An 18,066-nucleotide genomic window follows, 5' to 3' on the forward strand; every position below is an offset into this window, starting at 1 on the left:
AGACATGAAAACGCCCCGCCGGTTAGCGTGGGGTTTTACCTTGATTGAATTGATGGCAACAATGGCGATTCTTGCCGTTTTGCTGGTCGTAGCAACGCCTAGCATGGTTGCGTACAAACGCAACTCCGAATTGACCTCCGCCACAAATACCCTTTTTGCAGCAATCAATGCAGCTCGGGGTGAAGCCATGAAGCGTGGCATGTATGCCATGATCGTGCCAACAGGCAATGGCACTGACTGGAGCAAGGGTTGGGTCGTTTTTATTGATACCAACCGAAGCCAAGTCTTTGATGCCAGCGTCGATAAAATTATATTGACCCAAGGGCCTATGCCAAGCTACATCACAGTAACTGGAAATGGGAGTGCGGACGGTACAGGTACTGCGCCGTACATCATGTTTGACGCTTCGGGTTACTCCACCCAAAAATTAAACGCCGGATTTGCAGCGCTGACATTGCAATTAGTGCGCAATGATGTGAGCAGTACATTGACATTAGACCAAACCAGAAGAATCAAAATTGCCGCAACAGGCCGCGTCCGCACCTGCAAGCCAGTGACGGCTACTGATCCAACCTGCTTGTTAACGGCATCTGGTGGCTAATGGACTACGAGCTGCACTCAAACCATTTCATCTTACTGGCTATAGAGCTTGCCCACAAAGCCCTAAAGAGGGCGCCACCCAATCCTAGTGTGGGGTGTGTGCTTACTGATGTAGACGGTAATATCATCGGCACTGGCCACACCCAACGCGTAGGTAGCCCCCACGCCGAAGTCATGGCCCTACGCGATGCCGCAGCCAAAGGCCACAGCACCCAAGGTGCCACCGCCTACGTAACCCTGGAGCCCTGCTCCCACCACGGACGCACAGGCCCCTGCTGCGATGCGCTGATAGCGGCAGGGATCTGCAGAGTCGTCGCATCGATAGCCGACCCCAACCCCCTGGTCGCGGGCAATGGTTTTGCCCGACTGCGCGCGGCCGGGATTGAAGTCGAAGTCGGCCCCGGTGCCGCCGAAGCGCGTGAGCTCAACCTCGGCTTCTTCAGCCGCATGGTGCGTAAAACACCTTGGGTGCGCATGAAAATCGCCGCCTCATTGGATGGCCGTACCGCCTTGGCCAACGGTGACAGCCATTGGATCACCTCCCCCGCTGCCCGTGCCGACGGGCACGCATCCCGTGCGCGTGCCTGCGCCGTGTTGACCGGCATTGGCACCGTGCTGAAAGACCGGCCCACTCTGGATGCCCGGCTGGTCGAGACCCCTCGGCAACCGCATCTGGTGGTGGTCGATAGCCGATTAGATACTCCCCCTGATGCACCTATTTTTATAGCTGGTCGCGCAGTCTACATCTGCGCTAGCAGCCAAAATGATGCTAAAAAACATGCCTTGGAGGTGGCAGGCGCTACCGTGCTGTACTTACCGGATGCGGCAGGCCGGGTGGATCTGACCGCCATGCTCCAAGAGCTGGCCCGGCGCGAGATCAACGAAGTGCATGTAGAAGCCGGCCACACCCTCAACGGGGCGCTGATACAGGCCGGCCTGGTGGACGAATTTTTGGTTTACATGGCCCCCAAACTGGTCGGCCCTGGCCTCGATATGGCCCGCTTGCTGCCGCTGACCAACCTGTCGGATGCCGTAGCACTGCAATTCACCTCGGTCGGTATGGTCGGCCCGGATATCCGCATCACCGCACGCATCCCCGGCCGCGACCAGTTCTGACGTACCCTCAACCCGGCCAGGCCAGGCCGCGGACAATTGCGACGATAATGATCGGTTTTGTACCGTGCTGCCCACGCATCCGCGCTGTGTGCAGACGCAGCGCATCCTCTGACGCTACGGTTTTCAAAATTGCACCTTATGACATCGCCCTCCCCCCTCCAGCCGGTATCCATTTCCCCCGTAGAAGACATCGTGGCCGATATGCGCGCAGGCCGTATTGTGATTTTGGTCGATGAAGAAGACCGCGAAAACGAAGGCGATCTGGTCATCGCCGCCGACCACATCACGCCAGAGGCCATCAATTTCATGGCCCGCCACGCCCGCGGCCTGATCTGCCTGACCTTGTCGCGCAAAATGTGCGAACGCCTGCAGCTGCCGCCCATGGTGGCCCGCAACGGGGCTAAGCACGCCACGGCATTTACCGTCTCCATCGAAGCCGCCGAGGGTGTCACCACCGGCATTTCCGCCGCCGACCGCGCCCGCACCGTGCAGGCCGCCGTGGCCCCCAACGCCACCGCTGCCGACCTGGTACAGCCCGGCCACATCTTCCCATTGCAGGCGGTAGACGGCGGCGTGTTGATGCGCGCCGGCCATACGGAAGCCGGTTGCGACCTGTCGGTGATGGCCGGTTGCAGCCCTGCATCGGTGATCTGCGAAGTGATGAACGACGACGGCACCATGGCCCGCTTGCCGGATCTGCAAATCTTTGCCGCCCAACACGGCCTGAAGATCGGCACCATCGCCGACCTGATCGCGTACCGCAGCCGCAACGAGTCGCTGATCGAAAAAATGGGCAGCCGCCAGATCGAAACCGCTTTTGGCAGCTTCACCGCCCACGCCTTCCGCGACAAGCCCAGCCAGGGCGTGCACCTTGCGCTGGTCAAAGGCAGTTGGCAGCCCGAAGACACCGTGCCTGCCCGCGTGCACGAACCCCTGTCGGTGCTGGACGTGTTGGAAGTCAACCGCAGCCTGCACTCCTGGAGCCTGGATGCCAGCCTGCGCCACATTGCTGCCCAGGGCCAGGGCGTGGCTGTTCTGCTGAACTGCGGTGAAAGCGCCGCCGACCTGCTGGCCCAGTTTGATGGCACCGCCCGCCCCGCCCAGGCCCCCGAGCGCGGCCAGATGGACCTGCGCACCTACGGCATCGGCGCGCAGATTCTGCTGGCTTGCGGTGTGCACAAAATGCAGCTCATGGGCAGCCCGCGCCGCAGCCCCGGCTTGACCGGTTACGGGCTGGAAACCGTTGGCTACCTGTCGCCTCAATAAGAACCCAAGGAAACCCTATGCAGGACGCAGACCAAGGCGCACTAGCCCACAAAGACCCGCGCATGGACGGCAGCAAGCTGCGCATCGCCATCGTGCAGGCGCGCTTCAACGAGAGCATCACCAACGCCCTGGCCGATGCCTGCAAGGCCGAGCTGGCCACGTTGGGCGTGCAGGCCAACAACATCCAGCACGTGCAAGTGCCCGGCGCCTTAGAGGTGCCGCTGGCCCTGCAGGCCCTGGCCGAAACCGAGCAATTTGACGCGATGGTGGCCCTGGGCTGCATCATCCGCGGCGAAACCTACCACTTTGAGCTGGTGGCCAACGAATCCGGCAGCGCCGTGACCCGCATCGGGCTGGACTACCAGATCCCGATTGCCAACGCCATCATCACCACCGAAAACCTGGCGCAAGCCGTGGCCCGCCAAACCGACAAGGGCACAGACGCTGCCCGCGTCGCGGTGGAAATGGCCAATCTACTAGAGCAATTGGCATGACCAACCCCGACACCCCCAACGTTCCCAGCACCTCCACACCCAAGCGCCCACGCCAGTCCCGCAGCGGCCTGACCGACACCGGCGTGCGCAAAGCCGCCGCCAAGTCCGACCGCAGCCGCGCCCGCGAATTTGCCCTGCAGGCGCTTTACCAGCACCTGGTGGGCCGCAACGATGCCGAGTCCATCGACCACTTCACCCGCGACCTGGCCGGCTTCCACAAGGCCGACTCGGTGCACTATGACGCACTGCTGCACGGCTGCATAGAGCAATCGGCCGAGCTGGACGCGTTAATCGTTCCCCTGCTGGACCGCAAGCTGGAAGAAATCTCCCCCGTCGAGCGCTCTGTCATGTGGATCGGCGTGTACGAGATGCGCAACTGCCTGGACGTGCCCTGGCGCGTGGTGCTGAATGAGTGCATCGAGCTGGCCAAAGAGTTTGGCGGCACCGACGGCCACAAATACGTCAACGGCATCTTGAACGGCCTGGCCCCCAGCCTGCGCGCCGCCGAAGTGCAGGCCGACAAGGCAGGTAAAAACCCCATCCCCTCCGCAAAATAAGGGACTACCGCATGCGGATTTCCCGGCGCGCACAGGCCATCGAGCCGTTTTACGTGATGGAGGTGGCCAAGGCCGCGTCCGAGCTGGCCCAAAAGGTCGCCCACACCGACCGGCCCATGGTGTTTCTGAACATCGGCGAGCCCGACTTCACCGCCCCGCCGCTGGTGCAAGCCGCTGCAGTGCAAGCCATCCACGACGGCACCACCCAATATACCCAGGCCACCGGCCTGCTGGCCCTGCGCGAACGCATCAGCACTTGGTATGCCAACCGCTTTGGCATAGAAGTGCCCGCCAGCCGCATCGTGGTGACCGCAGGGGCCTCGGCCGCACTGCAACTCGCCTGCTTGGCGCTGATCGACGCGGGCGACGAGATACTGATGCCCGACCCCAGCTACCCCTGCAACCGGCATTTTGTGTCTGCGGCCGATGGCAAGGCGGTACTGCTGCCCACCACCGCTGCCGACCGCTACCAACTCAGCGCCGACATGGTGGCCGCGGCTTGGACCGACAAGACCCGAGGCGTGCTGCTGGCATCGCCCTCCAACCCCACCGGCACCTCCATCGACCCGGCCGTGCTGCGCGACATCCACAGCGTGGTGCAATGGCACGGCGGCATCACCCTGGTGGACGAGATCTACCTGGGCCTGAGCCATGACGACCGCTTTGGCCAGACTGCGTTAGCTATTGATGACCAGATCATCAGCATCAACAGCTTCAGCAAATACTTCCACATGACCGGCTGGCGGCTGGGCTGGCTGGTGGTGCCCGAGGCGCTGGTGCCGGTGGTGGAGCGCATTGCGCAAAACCTGTTCATCTGCCCCAGCACTATCGCCCAGCATGCGGCCATGGCCTGCTTTGAAGAGGCCAGCATCACTGAATTTGAACGCCGCCGCGCCGAATTCAAAGCCCGGCGCGACTACTTCATCCCGGCCCTGAACGAACTTGGATTTTTAGTGCCTGAAATGCCCGATGGCGCATTCTATGCCTGGGCTGACTGCTCTTTAATTTGTAGCAAACTGGGACTCAAAGATAGCTGGGACCTGGCCTATGAAATCATGCACCGCGCCCACGTGGCCGTGACCCCGGGTCGCGATTTCGGCACCGCCGACACCCACAAGTTCCTGCGCTTTTCCACCGCCAGCTCGATGGACAACCTGCACACCGCCATCGCCCGCCTGCGCGACATGTTGAATGGACCCCATGATTGACACCACCTTCACCCACCCCGTCCGCGTCTATTGGGAAGACACCGATGCCGGTGGCATCGTCTTCTACGCCAACTACCTGAAGTTCTTTGAACGTGCCCGCACCGAATGGTTGCGCTCCCTGGGCATCCACCAAAGCACGTTGAAGGAAACCAGCGGTGGCATGTTTGTGGTGGCCGAGACGACGGTGAAATACCTGCGCTCGGCCCGGCTGGACGACCAACTGATGGTGACAGCCCGGTTGGAACAAATCGGCCGATCCACACTCACAATCACACAGCAAGCCATTTTGGGTGACACCGTACTGTGCCAGGGCAGCATTCGCCTATGCTGGGTGCGCTACGACACCCTCAAATCCGACCGCATCCCGGCCCCTCTTTTAGAAATTTTGCAATGACCCAAGACCTGTCGATCTGGACCATGGTGCTGAACGCCAGCATCGTGGTGCAACTGGTGATGCTGCTGCTGGTAGTGGTGTCCATCTCCAGCTGGGCGGCGATTTTTCGCAAGCTGTTTGCGCTGCGCAAGGTCCAGGCGCACAACGAAAGCTTCGAACGCGACTTCTGGTCGGGCACCAGCCTGAACGACCTGTTCAACAACGCCGCCCGCAACGCCCAAAACGGACAAGATGCCGGCCCAATGGAGCGCATTTTTGCCAGCGGCATGCGCGAATACCAAAAACTGCGCGAGCGCCGCATTGCCGACCCCGGTACCCTGATGGACGGTGCCCGCCGCGCCATGCGTGCCAGCTACCAGCGCGAGATGGACGTGATCGAATCCAGCCTGTCCTTCCTGGCCTCTGTCGGCTCGGTGTCGCCTTATGTAGGCCTGTTTGGCACGGTCTGGGGCATCATGCACGCCTTCACGGGACTGGCCAGCATGCAGCAAGTGACCCTGGCCACCGTGGCCCCCGGCATCGCCGAGGCACTGGTAGCTACGGCCATTGGCCTGTTCTCGGCCATTCCGGCCGTGGTCGCCTACAACCGGTTTGCCCGCGAAATCGACCGCACCGCCATCCGACTGGAGACCTTCATGGAAGAATTCTCCAACATCCTGCAGCGCAACGTGGCGGCCCAGTCGCCTGCCGCGCCTGCGATGCCAGCGGGAAGATAAGCCATGGCCAGCATGGTGTCACGGGGGCGCGGACGGCGCACCATCAACGAGATCAACATGGTGCCCTTCATCGACGTGATGCTGGTGCTGCTGATCATCTTCATGGTCACCGCGCCCATGATCACCCCCAGCGTGGTCGATCTGCCCAGCGTGGGCAAGGCGGGCAAGCAACCCGACCGGGTGATCCAGATCGTCATCGCCAAAGACGAATCGCTGGAGCTCACCCAAAAAAGCAAAACCACCAAGCTGGGTAAAAGCGATGTCGCCAGCGCCGTAAAAACCGCGCAGGACGGCGATGCCAGCGTGCCCGTGGTCATCAGCGCCGACCGCAACGTCAAATACGAGTCGGTAGTGAAGGTCATGGACACCTTGCAGCGCGCCGGCATACAGCGCGTGGGCCTGTCGGTCCAGCTCGGCAAATAAATTCCGCCATGCACGCCGCCCAGGACACGCTCAACCTCACGCCCCCCCAGCCCCCCGGCATGGTGCGGGCGCTGGGCCTGGCCCTGCTGGCCCACGCGCTGCTGCTGGTAGCCCTGGTCATCAACGTGCAGTGGAAGCAGACCGAGAGCGCCACGGTAGAGGCCGAACTCTGGTCCTCCTCGGTGCAAATGGCGGCGCCTAAGGCGGTCGATGTGCCCCCGCCGCCGCCGGTTGAAACACCGCGCCCCACACCGCAGCCCCCGCCCGTGGCCAAGGTCCAGCCGCCCCCACCCGCGCCCGATGTGAAAGATGCTGACATCGCCCTGGAACGCGCCAAGAAGCAGCGCGAGGCCGAAAAGCTGGAGCAGGCGCAGCAAGACAAAGCGGATAAAGCCAAGCGCGACAAGCTCGACAAAGAAAAAGCCCTGAAAGCGCAAAAAGCCGAGGAAAAAGCCGCTGAAGAAGCCGATAAAAAACGCACTGAAGACAAACGCCTGAAAGACAAAAAAGCCGCCCAGGACAGGCAGGACGCGCTGGACAAAAAGGCCCAAGCCACCCAGGACGCGAAGGATGCAGCGAAGGCCGCCGCCGAAAAAGCCAACGCCCAGGCCGATGCCAAAGCCCTGGCAGCGCAACGCGCCGACAACCTGAAACGCATGGCAGGTATGGCCGGGGCCACCGGCGGAGCCAACGCCACCGGCAGTGCGCTGCAGTCATCGTCACCGTCCAGCGGCTACGGTGGCCGGGTCAGCGCCAAGGTCAAGCCCAACATCGTCTCCACCGATACCTTTGACGGCAACCCTGCAGCCGAAGTCGAAGTGCGCTCGGCCTCCGATGGCACCATTCTTAGCCGCAAGCTGGTCAAGTCCAGCGGCAACAAGGCCTGGGACGATGCGGTGCTCAAGGCCATCGACAAAACCGAAACTATGCCGCGTGACACCGATGGTCGGGTGCCATCGCCGATGATTCTCACTTTCCGCCCCAAAGACTAACCCGCCAGGAAATCCATGGACTACGTTGTTACGCCCCCCGCTACCGTCTCCATCCCCGTCGTCGGCCAGCGTGCCCGCTTCCCCGTGCACCGCATCTACTGCGTGGGCCGCAACTACGCCGAGCACGCCAAGGAAATGGGTTTTACCGGGCGTGAGGCACCGTTTTTCTTCATGAAACCCGCCGATGCCGTGGTGGCCGTCGAGGCCGGGCAAACCGGCTCCATGGCCTACCCCACGCTGACTGGCAACCTGCACCACGAGGTGGAGCTGGTCGTGGCCATCGGCAAAGGCGGCAAAAACATCGCGGCTGCCGATGCGCACCAGCACATCTACGGCTACGCCGTGGGCCTGGACATGACCCGCCGTGACCTGCAAAACGAGATGAAAAAGCAGGGTCGCCCCTGGTGCATCGGCAAGGGCTTTGAGCAGTCCGCCCCGATTGGCCCCATCACGCCGGCAGCCCAGGCCGGTGGGGTGGAGCAAGCCGAGATTGCCTTACAGGTCAACGGCCAGGAGCGCCAACGCAGCACCGTGACCCAACTGATCTGGAGCATTGCCGAAACCATCGAACACCTGTCTGCCGCCTGGGAACTGCAACCCGGCGACCTTATTTACTCGGGCACGCCCGAGGGTGTGGGCGCGGTGGTGCGCGGTGACCTACTGGCGGGCAGCGTGGCCGGGCTGGAATCGCTCTCCATCCGCATGGTCTAAGTACCATGCACCGCAGCCCCATTAAATTCTGCAAGGACTGCGGCGCGGCCGTGGTGTACCGCGTGCCCGACGACGGCGACACCAAGCTGCGGGCGGTGTGCCCCGCCTGCCACGCTGTGCATTACGAGAACCCGCTCAACGTCGTAGGCACCGTGCCGCACTGGGGAGACAAAGTGCTGCTGTGCAAGCGCAACATCGAGCCGCGCTTCGGCAAATGGACCCTACCCGCAGGCTTTATGGAGCTGGGCGAAAGCACGGCTGACGGCGCGGCCCGCGAGACAGTGGAAGAAGCCGGTGCGCAGTTTGAAATGCAAGAACTGTTCAGCGTGATGAGCGTCATCCACGTGGGCCAGGTGCACCTGTACTACCGCGCCAAGCTGCTCAGCGAGGTGTTCGACCCCGGTTTTGAAACGATAGAGGCCCGGCTGTTCACCGAGGCCGAAATCCCCTGGGACGAAATTGCCTTTCGCACCGTTTCGCAAACCTTGAAATACTACTTTGCCGACCGCCGGGCCGGACAGTTCGGTTTACACCACGAAAGCCTGGTCTAACCTACGCTATTATTTTAATAGCACATAGCGCTTATGGAATAAGCGCCATAGGCCTAAAAAGCTTGTAAATGATCAGGGGCAGGCCGGTCGGGTCATCCGGTTAAGCGGTGAGGAGCCAGTTCTTGCGCGCGGCCAGTACCGCACCGGGGTACGGCGCTTTGCCCCGCGAGCCGTTGTAGCGGCCCAGGCCCATGAACACGTCACCGCCCTCGCGGTCCAGGTAGTGGCGCAAGATGACGCAGCCAAAGCGCAGGTTGGTCTGCATGTGGAACAGCTTGCCCGGATCGCCATCGCCCAGCACCCGTGTCCAGAACGGCATCACCTGGGTGTAGCCACGCGCGCCCACGCTGCTCACGGCAAATTTGCGAAAGTTGCTTTCCACCTGGATCAGGCCCAACACCAGGGCCGGGTCCAGGCCGGCACGGTGGGTTTCGTACCAGACGGTTTCCAGGAATTCCCTACGCACCGCCCAATCGGGCTTTTTGGACCGCAACCGGTCGCTCATGGCGGCCAGCCAGCGCAGGTAGGCCAAGCGGGCTTCGGTGCTGGCGAACTCCGGCACGGGCGGCGCAGCGTTATGCACCGCCGAGCTCAAAGCCCCGCGCACGGCATCGGCCAGGGGTTCTTCTACCTGCCCCCCGGCGTACGATAGCTCCACTTTTGATAGCACTCCAAGCAGGCCACACGCCCGCAGAACCGCATTTCTTCGTGAAATTCTACGCGCGTCCAAAAGTTCAGGCTCCAGCGGCGGGTGTCAGCCGCGCTTGTACAAACGCAAACACCTCGGCCACGGCTACCTTGGTGGCGGCGGCATCGCGGCGGTGCTGGTATTCGACCTGGCCGTCTTTCAGTCCCTTGTCGCCCACGGTGATGCGGTGCGGCACACCGATCAGCTCCCAGTCGGCAAACATGGCACCGGGGCGCTCGCCACGGTCGTCCAGGATCACGTCCACACCCGCGGCCAGCAATTGTGCGTACAGCGTGTCGGCAGCGGCCTTCACGTCGGGGCTGCGGTCGGGGCTGATGGGGCAGACCACCACGGTGAACGGGGCCAGCGCGTCGGGCCAGATGATGCCGCGCGCGTCGTGGTTTTGCTCGATGGCCGCGGCAGGCAGGCGGGTAATGCCGATGCCGTAGCAGCCCATTTCCATGAACTGGGGTTTGCCGTTCACGTCCAGAAAGCTGGCGTTCATGGCCTGGCTGTACTTGGTGCCCAGGTAGAACACATGGCCGATTTCAATGCCGCGCTCGATCGCCAGCACGCCCTTGCCGTCGGGCGAAGGATCGCCTTCGACGATGTTGCGCAGGTCAGCTATCGCGTCGGGCTCGGGCAGGTCGCGGCCCCAGTTCACGCCGGTGTAGTGGTAGTCGGCTTCGTTGGCACCGCAGACCCAGTCGGCCATCACGGCCACTTCGCGGTCCACCACCAGCTTGATGGGCAGTTGGGTGTGCAGCGGACCCAGGTAGCCGGGCAGGCAGCCAAAGTGCGCGTCGATCTCGGGGATGGAGGCAAAGCGGAAGCCGTCGCCCAGGCCGGGCACTTTGGCGACCTTGATCTCGTTCATGGAATGGTCGCCGCGCAGCAGCAGCAGCCACACCTGCACTTTGACCACCGCGCCATGGTCGTCAAGCTGCTCAGTGGCCAGCACCAGCGACTTGACGGAATTCTTCAGCGGCAGGCTTAGGTACTCGGCCACGGCAGCGCAGGTGCTCTTGTCGGGCGTGGAGGTCTTGGCCAGGGCCTGGCTGGGGTCGGGGCGCGCAGTCTGGGGGGACAGGGCTTCGGCCTTTTCCATGTTGGCGGCGTAGTCGCTGGTGGGGCAGTAGACGATGGCGTCTTCGCCGGTGGAGGCAATCACCTGGAACTCTTCGCTCAGGTCGCCACCAATCGCGCCGCTGTCGGCGGCCACCGCGCGGTAGGTCAGGCCGAAGCGGTCAAAAATCTTGCGGTAGGCCTGCGCCATGTTCTGGTAGCTGGCTTTGGCGGCATCTTGGTCGCGGTCGAAGCTGTAGGCATCCTTCATGGTGAATTCACGGCCCCGCATCAGGCCGAATCGGGGGCGGCGCTCGTCACGGAACTTGGTCTGGATCTGGTACAGGTTTTTCGGCAACTGCTTGTAGCTGCGGAATTCTTGCCGGGCGATGTCAGTGACCACTTCTTCGCTAGTGGGCTGTACCACGTAGTCACGTTCGTGGCGGTCCTTGAAGCGCAGCATTTCGGGGCCCATCTTCTCGAAGCGGCCGGTCTCCTGCCACAGCTCGGCGGGCTGCACCACGGGCATCGAAACCTCGATGGCACCGGCGCGGTTCATTTCTTCACGCACGATGGCCTCGACCTTGCGGATCACCCGCAGGCCCATGGGCATGTAGCTATAGATGCCAGCGCCCAGTTTTTTGACCATGCCCGCCCGCGTCATGAGCTGGTGGCTGACCACCTCGGCATCGGATGGCGCTTCTTTGAGCGTGGAAATGAGGAACTGGGAGGCTTTCATGGGCGAGTTTCAGGGCTAGTGGGGTCAGGAAAAACAGGCTGCATCGCTTGATACACAGGCATCGCTGTGCATAATGGATACAGTTTAAAAATTGGGGTTTGATTATGCTTGACCGCGAAGGCTTTAGGCCTAACGTCGGCATCATCCTGCTCAACCAGAGAAATCAGGTATTTTGGGGCAAACGCATACGGACCCATTCTTGGCAGTTTCCGCAAGGTGGCATTGACCGGGGTGAAACCCCCGAGCAGGCCATGTTCCGTGAACTGCACGAGGAAGTAGGTCTACATCCTGAGCATGTACGCGTTGTGGCCCGCACCCGTGACTGGTTGCGCTACGAGGTGCCGGACCGCTTCATCCGCCGGGATGCACGCGGCCACTACAAAGGCCAGAAACAAATCTGGTATTTACTGCAACTGGTCGGCCACGACTGGGATCTGAATCTGCGCGCTACCACCCACCCGGAGTTCGATGCCTGGCGTTGGAACGACTACTGGGTGCCGCTGGACGTGGTGGTGGAATTCAAGCGCGGCGTGTACGAGATGGCGCTGACCGAGTTGTCGCGCTTTCTGCCGCGCTGCGACTACCGCAACCGCTTTTTACGCAGCAACATGCGGGGCCGTGACGGGGAGCACCCCGACGGGTGTTTTGAAGAGGCGCAAGGCGCGCATTTTGAGCTGCCACCGGGTGCCACGTTTGATCCGGACCCGCAACTCAGCCACCCGGCAGTTCCCTGACTTTCATGGAGTCGGGTGCAAAGCAACCCAAGCAATGGAAGTTGTTCTACATCAAGGCTTACCGCGACAGCACCAGGTTGTCGCGGTGCACCATCTCGGCTTCGGCCACGTAGCCTAGCAGGCTCTCGATTTCGCTTGAGGGCTTGCGGCAAATCAAGCGCGCCTCGGCACTGGCGTAGTTGGCCAGACCCCGGCCAATCGCCATGCCGTCAGCGCCCAAAATGGCGATCACGTCGCCACGCGAAAAGTCGCCCTCGACCTGCGTCATGCCGATGGGCAGCAGGCTCTTGCCGCCATCGCGCACCTTGGCGGCGGCACCGGCATCCACTGTTACCGCGCCGCGCATCTGCAGGTGGTCGGCCATCCACTGTTTGCGGGCCTGGGTTTTCTGGGTTTGCGCCACCAGCAAGGTGCCAATGGCTTCGCCGCGCGACAGGCGCACCAGCGCGTCGGGCTCGCGGCCCCAGGCGATCACGGTGGACGCACCCGAACCGGCAGCCCGTTTGGCCGCCAGAATCTTGGTGATCATGCCGCCGCGCCCCAGGCTGGAGCCCGCACCGCCGGCCATGGCTTCCAGCGCCGGGTCACCGGCATGGGCTTCGTGGACGAAGGTGGCGGTGGTGTCCTTGCGCGGGTCGGCGGTGAACAGGCCTTTTTGGTCGGTCAGGATCACCAGTGCGTCGGCTTCGACCAGGTTGGCCACCAGCGCGCCCAGGGTGTCGTTGTCGCCAAACTTTATTTCGTCGTTAACGACGGTGTCGTTCTCGTTGATGACCGGCACCACGCCGTGCTGCAGCAGGGTCAGCAAGGTGGAGCGGGCGTTGAGGTAGCGCTCCCGGTCGGCCAGATCGGCATGGGTCAGCAGCACCTGGGCACTGCCCAGGCCGTTTTCGCGCAGCTTGGTTTCGTACATCTGTGCCAGGCCCATCTGGCCCACCGCCGCCGCCGCCTGCAGCTCATGCACAGCGCGGGGCCGGGTGGTCCAACCCAGGCGCTTCATGCCCTCGGCAATGGCCCCGCTGGAGACCATGATGACTTCGCGCGGGCGCACCGGCTGGCCCGCGTTCTCCAGGCCTTTGACCAACACCGCGAGCTGGCGACACCATTCGCCAATCGCCTGCTCGTCCAACCCCCGGCCTTCGTTGGTGACCAGGCTGGAGCCCACCTTGACCACGATGCGCCGGGCATCCCGCAATACCGTTGAAGCAAAAATAGATGTCATTTAGGCCTGTAGCGCATATGGAACCTGCGCCAGTAGCTATGAATTTAGGAGTTACTCTTCGGCGGCGGTATCAGACGGCATGACCACAAACCGGGGGTCGATTTCCACCGGCGTTTGCTCGGCCAGTTGCTGCGCCTTGACATGCTGGTAAATCGCCTTCACCAGCGGCTCGCAGCCCTCGCGGGTCAGGGCCGAAATCTCGAACACCGGGCCCTTGAACTTATAGCGCTTCACAAAGTCTTTAACCAGAGCAGCACGCTTGTCGCTCTCGGCCATGTCCAGCTTGTTCAGCACCAACCAACGCGGCTTCTTGTACAGACCATCGTCGTACTTCTTCAGCTCGCCCACAATGGCCTTGGCCTGCGCTACAGGGTCCACCGAGTCGTCAAACGGCACCATGTCCACAATGTGCAGCAGCAAACGGGTGCGCTGCAGATGGCGCAAGAACAGATGGCCCAGGCCCGCACCTTCGGCAGCGCCTTCGATCAGACCAGGCAAATCGGCCACCACAAAGCTTTGTTCAGGGCCGACACGCACCACACCCAGGTTGGGGTGCAGAGTGGTGAACGGATAGTCAGCAATCCGCGGGCGGGCATTGGAAATCGCGGTGATGAAGGTGGATTTACCGGCGTTGGGCATGCCCAGCAAGCCCACGTCGGCCAGCACGCGCAGCTCCAGCTTCAGGCTGCGCTTTTCGCCGGGCCAACCAGGGGTTTTCTGGCGGGGCGCGCGGTTCACGGCGCTCTTGAAGCGCATATTGCCAAAACCGCCGTCGCCGCCTTTGGCGATGGTGATGACTTCGCCTTCGACCAGCAGCTCAAACAATTTCTCGCCGGTTTCGGCATCGGAAATGATGGTGCCGACCGGCATTTTCAAAATGATGTCGTCGCCCGCAGCGCCGAACATGTCGGAGCCCATGCCGTGCTCGCCGCGCTTGGCATCGTGGCGGCGCGAAAAGCGGAAATCAACCAGGGTGTTCAGGTTAATGTCCGCCACCGCAAACACGTGGCCGCCCCGGCCACCGTCGCCACCGTTGGGGCCGCCGAATTCCTTGTATTTCTCGTGACGAAACGACACGCAGCCTGCGCCGCCGTCGCCTGCGGAGATGTCAATGAAGGCTTCGTCAACGAATTTCATACCGATTCCAATATCAAAATGGCGAGTCCTCTCGAAAATTGATTCCCAAGCTGCATCGCCTGCAAGTCCAAAATCAAATTTCCAGAAATCTCTTGGGTGTCCCTGAAACACCGAAGCCCCGACGAGGCGGGGCTTCGGGGGGATCCAAGCGGTCTATTTAACCAGGGCTTAGGCCGCAGGTGTAATGAGGACTTGGTGCTTGTTCATCGAACCCTTGATAGCGAAGGACACATGGCCCGCCACCAAAGCGAACAAGGTGTGGTCCTTGCCAATACCAACATTGGTGCCGGGATGGAACTTGGTGCCACGTTGCCGAACGATGATCGCGCCTGCGCTCACCAGTTCACCGCCGAACTTCTTCACACCCAGCATCTTGGGATTGGAGTCGCGTCCATTTCGCGTAGAGCCGCCGCCTTTTTTCTGTGCCATGACCTGTGCCCGTTATGCTGCAATCACGCCGATTTGCAGTTCGGTGAACTGCTGGCGGTGACCTTGGCGTTTCATGTAGTGCTTACGACGGCGCATTTTGAAAATGCCCACTTTGTCGTGCTTGCCGTGAGCCACTACCGTGACCGTGACCGTTGCGCCGGAAACCAAGGGCGTGCCAACCTTGATCTCGCTGCCGTTGCCGACTGCCAGAACCTGATCAAACACAATCTCTTGGCCTACGTCCGCAGCAATCTGTTCTACTTTAATTTTTTCACCAGAAGCAACACGATACTGTTTGCCTCCGGTTTTTATGACCGCGTACATACTTGACCTCTTCACTAAATCTGCAGACGGATTTCCACAGAGCCTCGGATTCTAGCATTGTCTGGCGCATACCACTAATCACATTACTTTGGTGGGCAATTTACAGTTGCGAACTTCTTATAATCGCGTAACTAACCGTTTTTTATTTTGTCCGTCAACTCTTCCCGCACCGCTGCCGCCCTCGCCCTCATTGCCGATGACATGCGCGAGGTCGATATTGTCATTGCACAACGCCTGGCTTCTGGCGTACCTCTGGTGGGTACCGTATCGCAGTACATCATTTCTGCTGGCGGTAAACGCCTGCGACCTGCAATTTTGCTGCTGATGTGCGGTGCTTTGGGCTACACCGATGCGCAGCGCTTCAATATGGCGGCTGTGGTGGAGTTCATCCACACCGCCACCCTGCTGCACGATGACGTAGTCGACGAATCCACCCTGCGCCGGGGCCGTGCCACCGCCAATGAGGCCTTTGGCAACCCGGCCAGCGTGTTGGTGGGCGACTTCTTGTATTCGCGCGCTTTCCAGATGATGGTCGATGCCAAAGACATGCGCATCATGCAAATTCTGGCCGATGCCACCAACGTGATCGCCGAGGGCGAGGTGATGCAACTGGTCAACATGCACGACGCATCACTTGATGAAGCCGCCTACTTACGCGTGATCCGCTCCAAAACCGCCAAGTTGTTCGAAGCCAGCGCCCGCCTGGCCGCCATCCTGTCGCATAGTTCGCCCGAGGTCGAAGAAGCGTGTGCCGCCTACGGCCAGGCACTGGGTACGGCTTTTCAGGTGATTGACGATGTGCTCGACTACGACGGCGATGCCACTGAAATGGGCAAAAACCTGGGAGACGATCTGCGCGAAGGCAAAGCCACCCTGCCGCTGATCGCCGCCATGCAGCGCGGCAGCGCAGAACAATGCGCCTTGATTCGCAGCGCCATTGAAACCGGTGAAACCGAGCGTCTGGACGAGATCATTGCGATTGTCAAAAGCACCGGTGCACTTGATGTAACCCGCCAGGCCGCAGCCGCCGAAGCGCAGCGCGCGGTAGAGGCCACAAAGTACTTCCAGCCCAATGCTTATACCGATGGCTTGCTACAATTAGCCGCGCAATTATTGGAACGCCGATCTTAAATGAATGTTTCCCGCGGGGTGTAGCTTAGTCAGGTAAAGCGCTACGTTCGGGACGTAGAGACCGGAGGTTCGAATCCTCTCACCCCGACCAAATTTCTTTTTAAAATCAACGACTTAACAAAGTCGGTAGATTCAACTTTAAGAAATCTGTGCCAAATCTGTGCCAAAAAGCGCGCCCTCGCGGTACAGGTGCGCAACGTAGATAAAAACGATAGCTGAACTTTGCTTCATCACTGCATGGAGCAAATATGGCCTATATCGAGAACCGTTCCCGGTTCAAAGTCACCGTCCACAACCGTGGCGACCTTACCCGCACCTTCCCCTTCGATGCGCAAGAAGCCGTTAAAGGCTACGTGGATGAACTGAAGGTTCAGAAGTTCAAACCCAAGGCCTCACGCCTGAATGATGCTTACCTGGTGCGATTTCGAACCGCCGGGTATGCAGACATGAACTTGACAGTCGAAAGTGAAGAAGAAGCTGTCGAACTGGAACAGCGCATTGAAGCCGAGCGTCGTCGCGGCCTGTTTATCGACTACACCAAGGGCTGGAAATTCACCTTTGGCGACCTGCTGGCGCGCTACCTGCGCGAAGAAGCACCCCGCCAAGCGAGCTTTGAAGTGCTGGGCTACAAAATCAATGCATTACTGGAAGACAGCGGCCTGTCCCGTCTTGACCTTGGCGAAGTCCTGGCCGGGCATCCCAATCCACACTCGAAGCTACGCAACTGGACACCGCGCAAAACCACTGGCAAGGCCGTTCGTACCCCGTCTGCATCTAACCAATGGATACGCAAGCGCTTTGCCGAATTGATGCCGGACGACATCAACGATTACATTGATGACCGTTGCCAGTCCGTTGCAGAGGCAACAGTTGACCGGGAACTCGATATCTTCTCGGCTGTATGCCGCATCGCAATAGACACCTGGCGTATCCCGGTCGCAAAATCACCGATGGACGGCGTAAAGCGGCCACGTTACTTTAACGAGCGCGACCGACGACTGAAACACAGCGAGGAAGAGCAGTTGCTAGCTGCCGCTCGTGCCGAGGACGCAAAGCTGTCGCTAGCTCGCCCCCTGGAAGAGCTTATGGCCAACGAGCGTGAAGCCTCTGACCAAGCTGGTACCACCTACCGACGCAAAAAAATCGTGCAGGATGCTCGCCAGTCCTACATGGACGAAGCCAAGGCCACCCTAGTACACGTGCCGCTATTAGAAACCTTCGTGCATTTCCAGCTTATGACTGGCGCACGTCGGGGTGAAACGCTGTCATTGACTTGGGCAAATGTAGACCTTGATGAACAGACTGAACCGCCCCGGTTTTTGAGGAGGCTCAAATCTCTGAGAGGATTGAGCCATGAAGAAGTCGAACAAGTTTTCACCTGAGGTGCGTGAGCGCGCCGTGCGCATGGTGCAGGAGCACCGAGGCGAGTACCCCTCGTTGTGGGCAGCCATCGAATCCATCGCCCCCAAGATCGGCTGTGTGCCGCAGACGCTGAACGAATGGGTCAAGCGCGACGAAGTCGATACCGGTGCCAGGGTTGGCATCACCACGTTCGAGCACGAACGCATG

22 protein-coding genes and 1 tRNA gene are annotated in these 18,066 nt (G+C 61.0%); 17 read left to right on the plus strand and 6 right to left on the minus strand.

What is annotated here, in order from left to right; all coding sequences use genetic code 11:
- Positions 1-4: 4 nt before the first annotated feature.
- From AC097L_RS19780 to AC097L_RS19835, 12 genes are all read left to right on the plus strand, one after another.
- The gene (locus AC097L_RS19780) at positions 5-601 is read left to right on the plus strand and encodes a GspH/FimT family pseudopilin (RefSeq protein WP_479588430.1); all 597 of its coding nucleotides are present in this window, start codon (positions 5-7) and stop codon (positions 599-601) included.
- A complete protein-coding gene (gene ribD, locus AC097L_RS19785) occupies positions 601-1,716 on the plus strand; it encodes a bifunctional diaminohydroxyphosphoribosylaminopyrimidine deaminase/5-amino-6-(5-phosphoribosylamino)uracil reductase RibD (RefSeq protein ID WP_479588431.1) in 1,116 nt (371 codons plus the stop codon). Before AC097L_RS19780 ends, ribD begins: the two co-directional genes overlap by 1 nt.
- 138 nt (positions 1,717-1,854) lie before the next feature.
- Positions 1,855-2,982 (plus strand): bifunctional 3,4-dihydroxy-2-butanone-4-phosphate synthase/GTP cyclohydrolase II, encoded by a 1,128-nt coding sequence (ribBA, locus tag AC097L_RS19790; protein WP_479588432.1) that lies wholly within the window; start codon positions 1,855-1,857, stop codon positions 2,980-2,982.
- Between the two features lie 17 nt (positions 2,983-2,999).
- Entirely contained in the window at positions 3,000-3,476 is a 477-nt protein-coding gene (gene ribH / locus AC097L_RS19795) for a 6,7-dimethyl-8-ribityllumazine synthase (protein WP_479588433.1), read from the plus strand.
- Positions 3,473-4,033, plus strand: a complete 561-nt coding sequence (nusB, locus tag AC097L_RS19800) for a transcription antitermination factor NusB (RefSeq protein WP_479588434.1) — start codon at positions 3,473-3,475, stop codon at positions 4,031-4,033. The genes ribH and nusB overlap by 4 nt, the downstream gene beginning before the upstream one ends.
- Before the next feature lie 11 nt (positions 4,034-4,044).
- Complete coding sequence (locus AC097L_RS19805; RefSeq protein ID WP_479588435.1) at positions 4,045-5,241, plus strand: pyridoxal phosphate-dependent aminotransferase; 1,197 nt, start codon at positions 4,045-4,047, stop codon at positions 5,239-5,241.
- On the plus strand, positions 5,234-5,635 hold the full coding sequence (ybgC, locus tag AC097L_RS19810) for a tol-pal system-associated acyl-CoA thioesterase (protein ID WP_479588436.1): 402 nt from the start codon (positions 5,234-5,236) through the stop codon (positions 5,633-5,635). The genes AC097L_RS19805 and ybgC overlap by 8 nt, the downstream gene beginning before the upstream one ends.
- Positions 5,632-6,351, plus strand: a complete 720-nt coding sequence (gene tolQ / locus AC097L_RS19815; RefSeq protein WP_479588437.1) for a protein TolQ — start codon at positions 5,632-5,634, stop codon at positions 6,349-6,351. The genes ybgC and tolQ overlap by 4 nt, the downstream gene beginning before the upstream one ends.
- A gap of 3 nt (positions 6,352-6,354) precedes the next feature.
- Positions 6,355-6,774 (plus strand): protein TolR, encoded by a 420-nt coding sequence (gene tolR, locus AC097L_RS19820; RefSeq protein ID WP_295960785.1) that lies wholly within the window; start codon positions 6,355-6,357, stop codon positions 6,772-6,774.
- Positions 6,775-6,782: 8 nt separating this feature from the next.
- Positions 6,783-7,766, plus strand: coding sequence for a cell envelope integrity protein TolA (gene tolA / locus AC097L_RS19825; protein ID WP_479588438.1), 984 nt, complete (start codon positions 6,783-6,785; stop codon positions 7,764-7,766).
- 15 nt (positions 7,767-7,781) lie between these two features.
- The gene (locus AC097L_RS19830; protein WP_479588439.1) at positions 7,782-8,477 is read left to right on the plus strand and encodes a fumarylacetoacetate hydrolase family protein; all 696 of its coding nucleotides are present in this window, start codon (positions 7,782-7,784) and stop codon (positions 8,475-8,477) included.
- Between the two features lie 5 nt (positions 8,478-8,482).
- Positions 8,483-9,028 carry an NUDIX hydrolase gene (locus AC097L_RS19835; RefSeq protein WP_479588440.1) on the plus strand — a complete coding sequence of 182 codons (546 nt, stop codon included), beginning with the start codon at positions 8,483-8,485 and terminating at the stop codon, positions 9,026-9,028.
- 100 nt (positions 9,029-9,128) lie between these two features.
- On the opposite strand, the gene AC097L_RS19840 is transcribed toward AC097L_RS19835, so the two are convergent.
- Together AC097L_RS19840 and AC097L_RS19845 are read right to left on the minus strand one after the other, a co-directional pair.
- Positions 9,129-9,722, minus strand: a complete 594-nt coding sequence (locus tag AC097L_RS19840) for a lytic transglycosylase domain-containing protein (RefSeq protein WP_479588452.1) — start codon at positions 9,720-9,722, stop codon at positions 9,129-9,131.
- A 40-nt stretch (positions 9,723-9,762) separates the two neighbouring features.
- A complete protein-coding gene (locus AC097L_RS19845) occupies positions 9,763-11,520 on the minus strand; it encodes a proline--tRNA ligase (protein ID WP_479588441.1) in 1,758 nt (585 codons plus the stop codon).
- Between the two features lie 104 nt (positions 11,521-11,624).
- Here AC097L_RS19845 and AC097L_RS19850 point away from each other — a divergent pair, with 104 nt between their 5' ends.
- Positions 11,625-12,254 carry an RNA pyrophosphohydrolase gene (locus AC097L_RS19850; protein WP_348006128.1) on the plus strand — a complete coding sequence of 210 codons (630 nt, stop codon included), beginning with the start codon at positions 11,625-11,627 and terminating at the stop codon, positions 12,252-12,254.
- Positions 12,255-12,312: 58 nt separating this feature from the next.
- Here the strand turns inward: AC097L_RS19850 and proB are convergent, their stop codons facing one another.
- The 4 genes from proB to rplU form a co-directional block, all read right to left on the minus strand.
- Positions 12,313-13,476 carry a glutamate 5-kinase gene (proB, locus tag AC097L_RS19855; RefSeq protein ID WP_479588442.1) on the minus strand — a complete coding sequence of 388 codons (1,164 nt, stop codon included), beginning with the start codon at positions 13,474-13,476 and terminating at the stop codon, positions 12,313-12,315.
- Positions 13,477-13,527: 51 nt separating this feature from the next.
- Positions 13,528-14,613 (minus strand): Obg family GTPase CgtA, encoded by a 1,086-nt coding sequence (cgtA, locus tag AC097L_RS19860; protein ID WP_479588443.1) that lies wholly within the window; start codon positions 14,611-14,613, stop codon positions 13,528-13,530.
- Between the two features lie 168 nt (positions 14,614-14,781).
- The gene (gene rpmA / locus AC097L_RS19865) at positions 14,782-15,042 is read right to left on the minus strand and encodes a 50S ribosomal protein L27 (protein ID WP_479588444.1); all 261 of its coding nucleotides are present in this window, start codon (positions 15,040-15,042) and stop codon (positions 14,782-14,784) included.
- Between the two features lie 12 nt (positions 15,043-15,054).
- Positions 15,055-15,366, minus strand: a complete 312-nt coding sequence (gene rplU / locus AC097L_RS19870; RefSeq protein WP_295960805.1) for a 50S ribosomal protein L21 — start codon at positions 15,364-15,366, stop codon at positions 15,055-15,057.
- A 201-nt stretch (positions 15,367-15,567) separates the two neighbouring features.
- Between rplU and AC097L_RS19875 the strand changes: the two genes are divergently transcribed.
- From AC097L_RS19875 to AC097L_RS19890, 4 genes are all read left to right on the plus strand, one after another.
- The gene (locus tag AC097L_RS19875) at positions 15,568-16,497 is read left to right on the plus strand and encodes a polyprenyl synthetase family protein (RefSeq protein WP_479588453.1); all 930 of its coding nucleotides are present in this window, start codon (positions 15,568-15,570) and stop codon (positions 16,495-16,497) included.
- 14 nt (positions 16,498-16,511) lie between these two features.
- Positions 16,512-16,588: transfer RNA gene (locus AC097L_RS19880), tRNA-Pro, on the plus strand.
- Positions 16,589-16,745: 157 nt separating this feature from the next.
- Positions 16,746-17,879 carry an integrase gene (locus AC097L_RS19885; RefSeq protein WP_479588445.1) on the plus strand — a complete coding sequence of 378 codons (1,134 nt, stop codon included), beginning with the start codon at positions 16,746-16,748 and terminating at the stop codon, positions 17,877-17,879.
- The coding region (locus AC097L_RS19890) for a transposase (protein WP_479588446.1) at positions 17,851-18,066 on the plus strand (216 nt) is incomplete at its 3' end. The genes AC097L_RS19885 and AC097L_RS19890, both read left to right, overlap by 29 nt.

The sequence above is a fragment of the Rhodoferax sp. RT5P35 genome, assembly GCF_056521385.1.